The organism is Flavobacterium sp. 9, from assembly GCF_002754195.1.
In the GTDB taxonomy this organism is placed as follows: Bacteria; Bacteroidota; Bacteroidia; order Flavobacteriales; family Flavobacteriaceae; genus Flavobacterium.
In genome coordinates this window covers 5,621,152-5,636,540 of sequence record NZ_PEEU01000001.1, presented here as the reverse complement: position 1 = coordinate 5,636,540, position 15,389 = coordinate 5,621,152, and the positions used below count along the sequence as shown (strand labels likewise).

The window sequence follows — 15,389 nt, the reverse complement described above, 5'->3', positions numbered from 1 at the left end:
ATTGGTATAAAAGAGACATTTATGAAAAGAATACTATTTGTTATTTTGCTTTGTTGCGCGTCAAATAATTTGTTTTCGCAAGCCAAAACCGGATATACTTTAATCCGCGACTCTAATTTCGAAAAATGTATAATCGATCTGGGATATGATTCTGGTAAACCTGACGGAAAAGTATTGACTGCTACTATTGTCAATGTAAAAAGATTGGATATTTCGAAAAAAAACATCTCAGATTTAACTGGCATACAAGATTTTGAGTCATTAACTGAATTGTTCTGTGGCGGAAATAAATTAACGAGGCTCGATCTTAGCAAAAACACCGCTTTGACTAATTTAGATTGTTTTGATAACAGGCTGAAATCATTAAATATAACCCAAAATACAGCCCTAATTTATTTACGTTGTTACAATAATTTATTAACAGCATTAGATGTAACACAGAATACAAAGCTAAGTGAGTTATTTTGCTCCAGCAACAAATTAGAAACTTTAGACGTAAGTAAAAACAGTCTTTTAATAGAATTATTTTGTTTTCAAAATCAGTTAACTTCTTTGAATTTGCATCAGAATATTGCTTTACAATATTTGCAGTGTTTTAATAATGAACTGACTTCGCTGGATTTAAGCCAAAATAAAAATTTAACTACTTTAGAATGTCAAGATAATAAATTAACTCAATTGAATTTAACTCAGAACATTAATCTGGCTTCTTTAGAATGTTATGAAAATAAGTTAACCTCTATAAGTTTTTCAAAAAATAATATCCTTACTTATATAAACTGTTTCAACAATCAATTGACTGAATTGGATCTTAGTCCAAACAAAGCTTTGATAGATTTGGGATGTCGAGGGAATCAGTTAAAAATATTGGATTTATCAAACAGTCTTTCTCTAAAAGGTTTTGATTGTTCCGCAAATCAATTAACTGATTTGAACATTAAGAATTGTCCTCGTATAAGTTATATGTTTGCCGAAGAGAATCCTGATCTAAAATGTATTAGTGCAGATTTTGATGGTAAACCTTATGATGGGAGTGGTATGTCTGATTTTTCAAAATGCAAAATAATATGTATAGAACTCGAACCTGGATATACGGTGATTCCTGATGTTAATTTTGAGAAAGCTTTAATTGCACTGAAATATGATTCTGGTGAACCGGACGGAAGAGTCTTTACCGCAAATATTGCCACTATTACAGATTTGGATGTTTCGAATAGCCAAATCAAAGACTTAAAAGGTTTGGAAGCTTTTATCGCTTTAAAAACGTTGGATTGCTCTAAAAATCAAATTGAAAATCTTGATATTACCGAATGTAAAGCCTTGACAAAACTTACTTGTACTAAAAACCAAATGAGCTACTTAACTGTAAGCAATAATAAAAATCTGACTGCGCTTTACTGTCAGGAAAATTGGCTTACTACTTTGGATATTTCTACAAATAAGGCTTTAAAAGAATTAAATTGTGAAGTGAATAGTATCGATTTAGATGTTTCTCACAATAAAGCACTTACTTTTTTAAATTGCGAAAATAATCATATGACTTCTTTAGATGTTAGCCAAAATAAAGCTTTACTAAATTTGAGCTGTGGTTACAACGATTTGAAATCTTTGAAATTATCTAAAAACAAAGCACTTACTACTTTATATTGTGACAATGCCTTATTAACGGAGCTAGACGTTAGTAAAAACACTTCTTTAATCGAATTGGGCTGCTATGCAAATCAAATAACAAACCTGGATTTGTCTAAAAATGTGCGTTTGGATTACATTGATTGTCAGTCTAATAAAATGGAGAATTTAAATATTTCCAAAAACACTGCTTTGACAATTTTACGATGTAATGACAATAAATTGACAACTTTGGATTTATCTAAAAATGTAATTTTAGATGAGTTATTTTGCAGTCATAATCTCTTAACTGTTTTAGACATAAGTCTGAACCCAAAATTAGAAAAACTTGAGTGTGCCGATAATCAATTGACAAATCTGGATATTTCTAAAAATAAAAACCTGAGCACGCTGTATTGCAATGAGAATAAATTAAAAGAACTTAATGTAAGTTCAAATACAATACTACGTAATTTTAGCTGCGCATCGAATCAAATAACGACTTTGGATGTGTCTAAAAACACCGTTTTGTGGTATTTTAATTGTAGTTCAAATAAACTGACTAATTTGAATCCAAGTCAAAATACTCTTTTAATGTATCTTGAATGCCACTCTAATTTATTGAAGACTTTGGATATCACTAAAAATACAGCTTTGCAAGAATTTCGTTGTCAGCAAAATAAACTGGAAAATTTAGAGCTGTCTCACAATCTGCAATTAACCAGAGTTTCATGCGAAAAAAACAAATTGAAAACCCTCGATTTATCCAATAACACAGCATTACTTGATTTAATTTGTTCTTCGAATGAATTGACTTCTCTTAATCTCAAAAACGGAAATAATAGCACAATATCCTATGTTTCTGCTCTTAAAAATGAAAATCTCAAATGCATTCAGGTTGATAAAGTGGATTTTCCTTCTTCGAGATGGTTCAAAGATTCTGGTGTGATTTTTAGTACTTCATGCCAATAAAATAAGACGTTAGTTTAATTGAATATTTAAAGGAAAAGGTCATTCTAACCATTTTAATTTTATTCTTATCACTTTCATGCTTATCTTTGCCGCGTAAAAAATTTTACGCCCCTTTATGATCTTATACCTACTTTTTCAAATTCTGATTTCCTGGTTGTTAACCTGTTGTATTCTCAAAATATTCAACACAGCGTTATCAAACTCAGACAATGAATTTTATCGTGAACCTACTCTTCTAACAAGCCTTCTTTTTGCTATTAATATAAATTTACCGCTTAAAGCGAAATTAAAAGCCGGAAAGATCTTGCATCACAGCTTCGGACTTTGTTTTGCTACCATTTATTATTTGCTTTGGTATAATGAATTTGCAGAAATTTCATGGACAACAACTATTATTATTGGTTTCATTAATGGTTTAATCCGAATTATTAGCTGGACTTTTCTCGTTGAAATTATACCATCAACTCATACTAAAAACTTTAAAGGGTATTATCTGCAACTTGTATTTGTACACAATATTTTTATCATTATTGCTTTTTCTGTAGATTGGTTAATTCAGTTATAACTACTATAATTTATCATCTGAAAAACATAAAAAAAATCCGCAAAGTCATTAATAGACATTTGCGGATTTTTTCATTAATGTGATTTATTAGTAAGCACTAAAATCGAGTGTATTTCGTTTGAATCGATATTATTTTATATCAAACCAAAGTTTTGTAGTCAATAAATCTTTTCCTTGAGTTGCTATTGCAGCTTGGTAACTAGTTCCGTTTAACGATTGCTCTGTACCCGGATAAAAGAAACGCGAAGGAATCTGTCCGTCCAAAACTGTAGCCGGACCAGCTGTTAATACTGGATAATCAAGTCTTCTCCACTCTACAAAAGCATCGAGACCTTGTCCGTAGAATGCAATCCATTTTTGAGTACCAATTGATTTCGCATAGTTTGTAGCATCGTACTTTACAGTAGCCTGATTAAGATAATTCGAAACAACTGTCGCATCGTTAATTCCAAATTGATTTAATGAAGCAGTAATTGCACTTTTGTAAAATTGCTCTGCATCTCCTGGAATAAAACCACGTGCTACAGCTTCAGAAAGATTGAATAATGTTTCAGAATAAGAAGCAATTACAGCCGGAGAAGTTGACGTTAAGAAATATTTACCCGGTTTCGATGTTTTGGCAAAACCTTGACTATTAGCATCACTATTTGATAATCCGTTAGCTCCGCCAACATATTTACCTACAGTTGCATCAGATGGTAATTGTGCATAAACTGGCAAACGCGGATCAGATAATGCATATAATTTATCTACTAATGTTTTTGAAATACGGTAATCATCTCTCGTTTCAAACCATGCCGAAGCTGGATTTTGTTGTGGCGAACTGATGTAAACAAATTGAAAAGTATCGCTATTGCTGCTCAAAACTCCTGCAGGATCTGTTGTTGCATCAATTGCAGCTTGTTTAGCCAAAGCAGGTTCTCTGTCAGAAATTCTCAACGCAATACGCAAACGAAGTGAATTTACCAATCTCTTCCATTTTAGAATATCTCCTTTGTAAACTAAATCACCAGTTACAGTACCATTTGTTGTAGCAAGTAAAGACTGCGCTTTTTTCAAATCTTCAAGTAATCCTGTATAAACTTCTTTTTGAGTATTATAAGTTGGTGTCACTTTTAGACCTGCATCTTTATAAGGAATACTTCCGTAAGCATCTGTCAACAGCAAAAATGTCCATGAACGCAATGTTAGTGCAATTCCTTTATAATTTGAATTTGCCTGTTGATCAGAGAAATTCAGAATTGTGTTCAAATCCGTGATTAAAGTTGCATATCCTGTATTCCACAAAGTCGTAAAAGACGTGTTAGATACATCAAATCTGTCCGGTTCAGTATATTGAATTTTAGCCCAATGCTGAACAAATAATAAAGACGAATCAAAGTTATTTGTTGAACCCCAATATAAGTCTGCGCCTTGTTTTAATGATCCTGTTAACAGGTAAGGTGCCAATGGCGTTTCGGTTGCATTTGGATTTTTATTTATTTCATCCAAATCGTTGCTGCAAGAAGTCAGCGACAATGCAAATAGAGTTATATAAGCTATTTTTTTTAGCATGATTTCGTGTTTTTAGAATTTAAGATTAACATTAAGACTGACGCTTCTGGTAGTTGGCAGAGACAAACTCTCTAAACCTTGTGCATTTCCAGTATTAAAAGCCGATTCAGGATCGATATTTGGTGCGTCTTTGTAAATAAAGAACAGGTTACGACCTGCAGCAGTAAAACTTGCTCCGGCTAATCCCAATTTCTTAACTAGTTTTTTATCAACATTATAAGTAAGCTTTACTTCTCTTAATTTCACGTAAGTTGAACTATAAAGATAAGCTTCACTAATATTGTAAGATGCTTTGTAATATTCCTGCGCGCTAAGTAATGTATTATTTGGAGTTCCATCAGCATATACTCCTTTAAAAATCATTCCATCATCGTATACTTGTGCACCACCCGGAGCAGTTGCTCCTGCAGGTAATAAAGTTTTTGTAGTACCAGTTACATAGTAACTTAAACCACCATTTGCTGCATCACGACCTGGCATTGTTTGATCTAATACTCCTGTATAATTACCAGTTCTGTTCGTTCCAGAGAAAATCTGTCCACCTACACTTGCATCAACAAGAAACGAAAGTTCAAGATTTTTGTATGTTAATGTGTTTGTAACACCACCTGTATAATCCGGAGTATAATGTCCTAATACTCTCTTTTGCGGATCTGCTTTTGGCAATCCATTTGCACCAACTACAATGTTTCCGTTTGCGTCACGTAAATAAGCAGTTCCATAAAGCGCTCCGTAAGCCTGACCTACAGATGCCAATACATCAACACCTCCAGAAGTACCAATTGTGTAGTTTTGAATCTGTTTATCATAATCAAGAATCTCAACTTTGCTTATGTTCTTTGCATAATTTACAGCAACATTCCATTTGAAATTTTCTGTTTGAACAGGATTTCCGTCCAATTGAATCTCTACACCATGATTGTTTATTTTTCCTGCATTGATTAATTGTGAATTATATCCACTCGCAGCAGTCGTTTTAATTTCTAAAATCTGGTCTAAACTGTTTGTGTTATAATAAGCAAAATCAAAATGAAGTCTGTTTTTCCAAAAAGAAGCTTCTAAACCAACTTCCGTAGAACGTGTAGTTTCTGGTTTCAGGTTATCGTTAAGTTTCTTTTGAGAAGAAGTTTGAATTGGATTTCCGTCAAATGCCGTTTGAAAATTGTAAACTGTAGACAATTGATACGGATCAGCATCATTACCAACTTCAGACCAACCACCACGTAATTTTAAGAAATCAAGTGTATTGCTTTTCAAATTCAAAGCGTCTGTTAAAATCACACTTCCATTAATAGAAGGATAAAAATAAGAACGGTTATTACTTGGCAATGTTGATGACCAGTCGTTACGAGCAGTTACGTTAAAAAATGCATAGTTTCTAAAACCAAATTGTGCCGAAGCATATGCACTATAAACTTTTAATCTTGAATAAATATTTGATGAAGTTAACGGATCACGTGAATTCGTCAAAGTATATAAATCCGGAACAGCAAGACGCGGCGCTTTTTGATAATTGTTTGCATCACTATGTGTACGAACGTTGAATCCTGCAAGAGCGTCTAAACTAAAATCATCATTTAATTTTTTAGTATAAGTAAAAATACCCTCAGTATTTTGTTCGCTTACAGTATAAGCATCTTCAGCATACGATCCAAAAGGAGTTCCGTTTGTACCATATTTAATCTCATATTTTCTACGATCATTGTAATAATCAATTCCTGTACGGAATTTAAAATTAAATCCTTCCGCAAGTTTTGCATCCAAATGGATATCTCCAATCAAACGGTTACGTTGTTGACTTGTTGTATTGTAATAAGCATTCCAATATGGATTACTATAATAGCTGTTGTTCCAGTTTACATTTCTGTTTCTTTGAAGTTCCTCAGTATCTACCTGACGTCCAAACCAAAGAAACTGAAGCATTACACCCGCAGCACGGTTACCAGACGGACCACCCGGAAGTGCCGGAGCATCAGTAACAATATAGTTCGCATTTACACCAACTCTAACGCCTTTTGAAATTTGGTAATTCGTATTAACCGTAAAGTTTGTTTTGTTTACTTCACTGTTTGGTACAGTTCCCAATTGTTTTTGATTATTTACTCCTAAACGAAAATCTGATTTATCATCTGATTTTGCAATAGAAATACTGTTATCATAAGTAAGTCCCGTATTAAAGAAATCCTTCACATTATCAGGATGCGCGACAAAAGGAACCGCTACACCATTTGAATTAAATTGAGGAATAAGGCGTCCGTCTAATTTTGGTCCCCAGCTTTCATCAACTCCATCATTAACTCCGCCACCTTTACCATCTACGAAACTAAATTTTCCGTTTGATCCCTGACCAAATGAGTTTTGAAAACGAGGCAAAGTTGTAACCTGAGAAACCGTAATACCAGTATTAACAGTGATACCAAGTCCTTTTTGATTCTTACCTGATTTTGTAGTAATCAAAACAACACCATGCGCAGCACGTGATCCGTAAAGTGCCGCAGCATTTGGACCTTTCAATACTGTTAATGTTTCAATATCTTGTGGGTTAATATCTGCAATTGCATTTTTGAAATCACGGGTTGCTCCACCAACGCTTCCTAATTGCGAGTTATCTACAGGAACTCCATCAACCACAAATAAGGGTTGGTTATTTCCAGCGATTGAAGTTTCTCCACGAATCACAATACGCGAAGATCCCATATCTCCCTGAGAATTGGTGATACGTACACCAGCCAATCTACCGCTAAGACTATTCAGGAAGTTCGTTTCTTTTGTTTCTCCTAAATCCTTGCCTTTAACTGCCTGAGTGGTATATCCCAGAGATTTCTTTTCTTTTGAAATACCCAAAGCAGTAACTACAACTTCTGAAAGTGCATTTTGTTCCTGAGTAATTTCAATTACAACCGAATTTTGATTCACTACAGTTTCCAGTCTTTTATATCCCAAAAAACTTACGATTAAAGTATAAGGAAATTTTTGTCCTGTCTGGAAATAAAACTTTCCGTCAAAATCTGTCTGAACCCCGTGTGTAGTACCTTTTATGTTTATTGAAGCTCCAATAACCGGCTCCTTTGTAGCAGCATCAATCACTATACCTTCTAGCTTGGACTGAATTAACGGTTTGGTTTCCTGAGCCTTAATCCCTATGGAAATCAACAAAATGCATAGGTATGCATATCTATTTAATTTTTTTTTCATTACTTTGTTTTGGTTTAATAAATAAGGCAAGTCCGGAAGGATTTACTCCACTCCCACTTTCCTTATAGAGAGATGTACAATTTCTTTAAGCTTCACCATTTCTGCTGCAACAGAAATGGTTTTTTTTTAACTGCATTGCATTCGTTTTTTCATTTTCTTTTTTTTTGATTATTATTATTTTGATTTTGTCTTTATAAGATTTCGACCCTAAAATTCAGGTCCGTCTTTATTAAAAAATTATATGAATTAGAGATTGAAGAGTTTTTTTAACACCGAAAAATCAGAAGGGATATAGTACCGAATGGTTCTTGCCTGCTCAAAAATGAATTGTATTTGTTAACCTTTAATCTTTTTTTATTTACTTTATTTTTAAACCCTACTAATTTGATAGAACAAAAGTATGTTAAAAATATTAACTCCAAAAGTTTAATCGTTTTTTTTGCAAAAAAAATGTTAATTAAAATTTTAGTAAAACTTTAAAACGCTAAAAACAAAAGAGTTAATGCCGATTCGCTTTTTTTAACATCTGTAAGAAATTTTGCAAATTGACAGGATTAAACCAGAAAAATCTATTGTTTTAAAACCTGCATTTAATAAAACGAACCTCATTTTTTGTTGAATAAATGATAATTTGACCTCCATTTTCTCCAAATTTCTTCTGAAATCATCATAGTTTTGGATTAATCCATTTTGCAAATACTCACAATATGAATTGTATTTTATGCGAATTATTATGATGTTTTTTTATTTGTAAAGCGAAATAGTCGTCAAAATTTGGGGTTTAAAATGAAGTCATTTATCAGAAAAAGCAATAAAAGATTCAAAGAGTTTTTTGGAATATGAAATAATCAGCAATGCAAAATATGTTGTTCTCTGTTAGAAAAAAATCACTAATTTTAGTAAACATTCAATATCTTACTATGACAGATAAATCACAACTCCGAAGCTCCATTTTCAGACATCTTGACGGCTTAGCTGTTGCTCCGGTAGCAATTGCATTAAAAAATCACGGCGTTTTAGAATTTATCTTAGAAAAAAAGCAAACTCACTTATCTGAACTTGTAACTGTTTTTAAAGCAAATGAAGGTTATCTGAATGTTGCTTTAAGAATTTTGGTTTCTCAGGACTTTTTAGAATACGAAGTCAATAACGAAACACAGGAAATTAAGATTTCTGTAAATGAAAAAACAGAAATTGCTTTTTCAATGTTTCATCTTTATCAGGATGTGGTTGATTTACTCCATTTTTCTACCCAGTTTCATTCCCGCCTTTTTGATGACGCTCCATTTGAAAAACTCAATATTATTTTCGAAAAATATAAAAAAAGATACGGAATCGAACCTTCTGATAATCCTTTGAAAAATGATATTCAGGAACAAGTTTTAAAACACATTGAAGGATATTTAATTGGTCCAACAATCGTTCGTTTAGCGATGAACGGAATGTTTCACAAATACTTTATGGAAACTTCTTTCAGACCAGAAGAGTTTCATAAATCTCCTGAAAATTTCAAAAAAATACTAGACTTTTTTGTTCATCTTGGATGGTTTCTTGAAAAAAATGGAAATTATCAATTTACCGAAGTCGGTTTGTTTTTTGCCAAAAGAGCCAGTGCTTATGGCGTTACCGTTTCGTATTTACCAACATTTGCCAAAATTGAGGAATTAATTTTTGGTGATCCAACCGTTTTAAGAGCAATTGCCGATGGCGAAAACGAAATTCATGTTGATCGCGAAATGAATGTTTGGGGAAGCGGCGGTGCTCACGATACTTATTTTAAAGTTGTCGATGAAATTATTATAAGTCTTTTTAATTTGCCAATTGAGCAACAACCAAAAGGAATCCTGGATATGGGTTGCGGCAATGGTGCTTTTCTGCAACATATTTTTGAAGTAATCGAAAGACAAACCTTAAGAGGAAAAATGCTCGATGATTATCCACTATTTCTCGTTGGAGCCGATTATAATCAGGCTGCACTAAAAGTAACCAGAGCTAATCTTATAAAAGCAGATATTTGGGCAAAAGTAATTTGGGGAGATATTGGTCGTCCCGATTTACTTTCTGATGACTTGAAAGAAAATTATAACATCGATTTAAAAGATTTGCTTAACGTGAGAACTTTTCTAGATCACAATCGAATTTGGACAGATCCGGAACACATTCACAAAGAAAGAATCAGTAAATCTACCGGCGCATTTGCCTTTCGAGGAAAAAGAATCAGCAACAATTTGGTCGAAGATAATCTTCTGGAGCATTTACAAAAATGGTCGCCATATGTTCGTAAATTCGGTTTACTTTTGATCGAATTGCATACTATAGATCCAAAACTTGCAGCCAATAATTTAGGAAAAACTCCTGCAACAGCTTACGACGCCACACACGGTTTTTCTGATCAATATATTGTTGAGCTTCCTGTTTTTAATAAAATTGCTGCAGAAGCAGGATTATTTCCCGATAACTCCTTTTCTAAACAATTTCCTGACGCTAATATCGCTACGGTAAGTATCAATTTATTAAAAGGAAAATAAATAAAAAATGCCAGATCAAAAGTCTGGCATTTTCTGTTTTAGCATTTAATGCGAATCAAGGTTTAGAATGTGCCGTTAGGCACTATATATTGGTAGTTATAATAGATTCGAGATACGTTGGTGCGCCGTAGGTACGCAACAAAACGATAACTATTGCGTACCTACGGCACGCGCTAAATTTATTCCAATTCATGTTTCTACCAACATTTAGTGGCTAACGGCACGAATTAAAAACTTTAAACTCTTAATTGCATATTTAATAAATTACTTCACAATCAGTTTTTTAGACACATTAAATTCATTAGAACTAATGGTAACAATATAAACTCCTGAAGTCAAATGATGATCAATTTTTCCAGATGTATTCAGTTTGTTTACCAAAACCTTTCTTCCGTTTATATCTGTAACCGTTACTGTTGCTTGATTACCAGCTTTTAGATCTGGAAAAACAACATTAAACTCATTATTGATCGAAGGATTTGGATAAAGACTAACCAGCGAATTATTCTCAACCGTTACTGCTGTTTCAATACCATTTGCTCTTTTGGATGTCGAAGTACTTTGAAATTGCCATTGCGCACTTTCCCAGTTGTTTTGACCTCCGGCATATTGAGCAGAACCATTCAGATTTTCGATATGAATCATGCTTCCCGTTTGCCATCTGTTTTTAATTCTTACCCATGTAGCATCAACATTTTCAGTTGACCATTGTGCACTATACCAACCTGTTGATCCGGCATTACATTGTACCGCACCAGTCAAATTTTCAATATTCATGATATCTCCCGTGCCTACATTTTTTAGGATATAATAAGTAGCATCAACAGCAACTTTTTCCCATTTGTAGTTATTATTTGCTACAGTTGCGCCATATCCTACATTCGCTCCGGCATCATATAAATAATTGCCAGTCCATTTATTTTTGATTGTAAAATAGTTTCCTGTTGCCGTACTAACCGTAATTGCAGCTGTACTTGTTTTGCTTCCGTCTACAGTTGTTACTGTAATTGTTGCCGTTCCGTTAGAAACAGCCGTCACTAAACCCGAAGCATTAACAGTTGCTACGCCAGTATTATTAGAAGCATAACTAACCGATTTATTCGTTGCATTCGAAGGCAAAACCGTTGGCGTTAATTGTTGCGTTGCTCCTACTGCCAATGATGCTGTTGTTGGACTTAAACTTACACTTGTTACCGCAATATTTGATGAATTTACAGTAATTACAACAGTTGCAGTTTTTGCTCCATCCTGAGTTGTAACCGTAATTGTTGCAGATCCTGAAGCAATTGCAGTAACTAATCCTGAACCATTTACGGTTGCTACACCAGTATTATTAGAACTATAACTCACCGTTTTGTTTGTAGCGTTTGCCGGAGCAACAGTTGGAGTTAATTGTTGGGTTGCGCCAACGCCTAAAGTCGCTGTAGTTGGCGAAATAGTTACTCCTGTAACTGCAACTGGCGTACTCGAACAATTACTTCCTGCTGTCCAAGAGAATGTACCAATTGCACTGATTTCTTCATTTGCCGCAGCATTTCCTCCTCTATTTGAATAATTCATGTTGCAATACGTTCCGTTTCCGGCTGGAGAACCCGCGATAAGTACAAAATATCCTCTTCCCCAGTTTCTGTTAAGCGCATTATTGTTTGGATATTCCTTACCTGTTCCGTTAACCGTAATGTCTTTGAAACTAAGGTTATAAATACCGTCTCCCGATCTTTTGCTTATCGAAATTGCATCGTTTCTTGAATCCAGAATATCGATATTATAAAGCTGAACATTTTTGACCTGACTTCCCGCATTTGTAGCACTAAAAATATCTACAGCAGCTACAGGATTATTGTAAGTATCATTAAAAGTTCCGCATGTTGATACCGTGATATCATGAATTTCGTGCATTCCATCATTGTTAAATGGCGCTCCAGGAAAATTATTACTAACACGGATACCTGCTTCAAGATTGTCTTTTATAATTAAATTGTAAGCTTTATTATTTTTTCCGCCATAAATAGCAAGTCCACAAGCACGCCAGCAATTTTCAGAAGTATTGTATCTAAACGTATTATTGATACATTCCAATCCATCTGCAGACCAAATCGCCTGATCGTCGTCACCATTATTTCTGAAATTACAATGCTCTACAATTGAATTTGCAGTTCCTTTGCAAAGATTAATTCCATCAGCATAATTATTTCTAAAACGACAATGAGATAGCGTAAAACCATCAGCAATTGCTGGACCTCCAGTATTGTATTGTGCAATCCAGGCGCCACATTCAAAATGTTCTGCCCAAATATTTTTTACAATCGAAGAAGCTGTAAATACTCCATTTATACCTTTATAAGAATTACTTCTCGACGCCGAATTTGTAGTCAAATAAAGATCCGTAAATGAAATTCCTGCTGCATTAGCACGCAATCCTCCGTTTAGGCTGCTCGTATTCGTAAAATTAATTTGAGTATACCACATTCCCGCGCCTATCAAAGAAGTATTGGCAGCACCAAAATACAATTCGCGATTTACGCTATAAACACCAGTTGGAAGAAAAATCTTTTTACCGCCGTTTGCATCAATAAAAGTCTGAAGATCGCTTCCGTTTCCGGTATAAGTCACAGCGCCAGACGGAGCCGTAATAGCTGTTGGAACTGGTTCTATCTCAGCAAAATCTACATGAACATTCCCAGATTCACGCACCAGTTTTAAAGTTCCCGAAACTGCGATTTTGCTCGGAAGTTTATAACGTACTTCATCAAATCGCATTCTAGGATTTTGATTCGTGATTCCGTTGTTATTGGGATTTCCGTTGCTCCACAAATATTCCCAAGACCAGGTTGAAGTCAAGGTTAACGTGGTAATTTTTGTATTCCCATTATACACGCCCAAAGTCGCCGTTTGTCCGTCAGGAACGCTGTATCGGATTACAAGTCCGTCTGCAGCTTCAGTTAGCGTCCATTGAACTGTAGCATTTGTCGCAGACATATTCACACATTGCTGATCTGTCGCTTCCGATTGAAGATCTGACTGAATGTATGATTTTGAAGTAGTTGCAGCGCCATTAGACAATTGTCCAACGTTTGCTTCGTACCTTTTATACGCCGCATCATAATAACCTCGTTGCGCATACAGACCTGAGGTTAAGAGCACAAAACAAATCCATATGATATGGAAATATTTCTCTCTTCTAAAAAAATTAAAATGTAATGGATTCTTCATAATTTTTCGGTTTTTTAAAATTAGTAAGTTAGTTCCTAAAAAAAGGGTACAACGAAACTAGATTTAAAAAAGAGCAAATAAAAAATATAGATTAAAAATCGAGGTTAATATATCGTTTTTGCTATATTAAAACACTAAAAATCAATACATTAATATTTTACAATAAATAAAAAATCAAGAATTAATATAGATGTGAAGTCTGCATTTTTAAGCATTAAGAATAAGAATATGGAAAAAAATTAACATCAATTATAGTAGATTCTCTTTTTCAAAACCAAATAATAAAAATCATATAGAATCCATCTATTCAATACTATAAAAAAACAACCCGAAGGTTGTTTTAGATTTATTCCCAATGCAGTTTAAACTAACGAAGTGCCGCCGTCAATAATTAATGTTTGCCCGGTTCCATATTCCTGCTCTAATAAATACAGGAATGTTTTAGCAATATCTTCCGCCTCGCCCACTCGTATAACCGGCAATGCATTTCCGATATTGGCGTACATAGCTTCTCTGTCACTTTCTGACATACCGCCCCAAAGTTCTGTTTTTACAACTCCAGGAGAAACAATATTTACTCTTATTGGCGCTAATTCCATAGCCATTGCTCTTGTAAAGCCTTCCATAGCAGCACAAATACTCGCGCCCAAAGCCCAACCTTTATTGGGTCTGTTACTTGCAATACCACTTGTTAAAACAATAGAACCTTTAGGATTTATAAATTTTGCTGCATATTTTACAGCTGCAAAAGCGCCCCAATAACGAATATTAAAATAATTTCTGGCATCTTCCAAAGTAGTATCTTCAACATTTGAAAGAATAAGATTTTCTCCCGCAGTAAAGATTAAATGATCAAATGAACCAATTTTTTCGAAAAGATTTTTTACCTGAATTTCGTTTGTTACATCAACCGCATATCCTATACTTTCAGCGGATATTTCTTGTAAAGCTTTATCAATGCGTCCTTGATTACTCGAAACAATAATTACATTTCCTCCTTTTGAAGCAATTGATTTTGCTGTAGCTAAGCCAATTCCTGAACTTCCACCAATAATTACTACCTTTTTGCCTTTTAGATTTTCCATTTTTTACTTTTTTAATGTTCCTGACTATTTTTTAGTCGGACAAAAGTAGAAAGCGGGATAAACAAAGGATTTAACAATTGTTAAAAAGCAAATTAGAGTGTATTCTTTTTAATTCGGCTTAAAGATTGTTTTGCAATTCCCAGATAAGAAGCAATATCGGTTTGTGAAATTCTCGACGCAATATTAGCTTGTCGAACAATAAATTTTTGATAACGCGAAGTTGCATCTTCACCAAGATAAAAATTACGCAATTCAACTTTATTAAGCAAAGACTGTTGAAATATATTGTCTAAAATGCTTTTGAAATAAGGCAATTCCTGATACAAAAGCTCTAATTTATTTTTCTTGAAAACAATTACTTCTGCATCAAATGCTGCTTGAATTCTATCTGTTGAAAATGTATTTTCAGTAAAGCTTTTTAAAATCGTACAAAACTGATTTTCGCTAAAAAAGAAATGGATAATTTCATTCCCTTTATCATTAATACTTACTATTTTCAAAACACCTTTACAAACAAAAAAAATTTCGTTTGCAATTTTTCCTTCCTCAAACAGAATTTCACCTTCTTTTACAGTTCGATATTCTAAAATCTGTTCAATACTGTTTTTATCTTCCGAAGGTCTTTTTTGAAAAAGTTCTAAATAATTAAAAAGGGATTCAAACATATTA

The 15,389-nt window shown here is 33.8% G+C and carries 8 protein-coding genes; 3 read left to right on the top strand and 5 right to left on the bottom strand.

Annotation, left to right across the window (positions count from 1 at the left end):
* Positions 1 to 21: 21 nt before the first annotated feature.
* Both CLU81_RS23540 and CLU81_RS23535 read left to right on the top strand, forming a co-directional pair.
* A complete protein-coding gene (locus CLU81_RS23540) occupies positions 22 to 2,580 on the top strand; it encodes a leucine-rich repeat domain-containing protein (RefSeq protein WP_144444546.1) in 2,559 nt (852 codons plus the stop codon).
* A 115-nt stretch (positions 2,581 to 2,695) separates the two neighbouring features.
* Positions 2,696 to 3,145: a hypothetical protein gene (locus CLU81_RS23535; RefSeq protein WP_099712056.1), complete on the top strand. Its 450-nt coding sequence runs from the start codon at positions 2,696 to 2,698 to the stop codon at positions 3,143 to 3,145.
* Positions 3,146 to 3,274: 129 nt separating this feature from the next.
* Here the strand turns inward: CLU81_RS23535 and CLU81_RS23530 are convergent, their stop codons facing one another.
* Both CLU81_RS23530 and CLU81_RS23525 read right to left on the bottom strand, forming a co-directional pair.
* Positions 3,275 to 4,699, bottom strand: coding sequence for a SusD/RagB family nutrient-binding outer membrane lipoprotein (locus CLU81_RS23530; RefSeq protein WP_099712055.1), 1,425 nt, complete (start codon positions 4,697 to 4,699; stop codon positions 3,275 to 3,277).
* Between the two features lie 12 nt (positions 4,700 to 4,711).
* Positions 4,712 to 7,894 carry a SusC/RagA family TonB-linked outer membrane protein gene (locus CLU81_RS23525; protein WP_099712054.1) on the bottom strand — a complete coding sequence of 1,061 codons (3,183 nt, stop codon included), beginning with the start codon at positions 7,892 to 7,894 and terminating at the stop codon, positions 4,712 to 4,714.
* Between the two features lie 920 nt (positions 7,895 to 8,814).
* On the opposite strand from CLU81_RS23525, the gene CLU81_RS23520 reads away from it, so the two are divergent.
* Positions 8,815 to 10,422 (top strand): class I SAM-dependent methyltransferase, encoded by a 1,608-nt coding sequence (locus CLU81_RS23520; RefSeq protein ID WP_099712849.1) that lies wholly within the window; start codon positions 8,815 to 8,817, stop codon positions 10,420 to 10,422.
* Positions 10,423 to 10,686: 264 nt separating this feature from the next.
* On the opposite strand, the gene CLU81_RS23515 is transcribed toward CLU81_RS23520, so the two are convergent.
* The 3 genes from CLU81_RS23515 to CLU81_RS23505 all read right to left on the bottom strand — a co-directional run bounded on the left by CLU81_RS23515 (position 10,687) and on the right by CLU81_RS23505 (position 15,385).
* Positions 10,687 to 13,635 (bottom strand): Ig-like domain-containing protein, encoded by a 2,949-nt coding sequence (locus tag CLU81_RS23515; RefSeq protein WP_099712053.1) that lies wholly within the window; start codon positions 13,633 to 13,635, stop codon positions 10,687 to 10,689.
* Positions 13,636 to 13,997: 362 nt separating this feature from the next.
* Entirely contained in the window at positions 13,998 to 14,720 is a 723-nt protein-coding gene (locus CLU81_RS23510; RefSeq protein WP_099712052.1) for an SDR family oxidoreductase, read from the bottom strand.
* 92 nt (positions 14,721 to 14,812) lie between these two features.
* On the bottom strand, positions 14,813 to 15,385 hold the full coding sequence (locus tag CLU81_RS23505; RefSeq protein WP_099712051.1) for a Crp/Fnr family transcriptional regulator: 573 nt from the start codon (positions 15,383 to 15,385) through the stop codon (positions 14,813 to 14,815).
* Positions 15,386 to 15,389 lie beyond the last annotated feature (4 nt).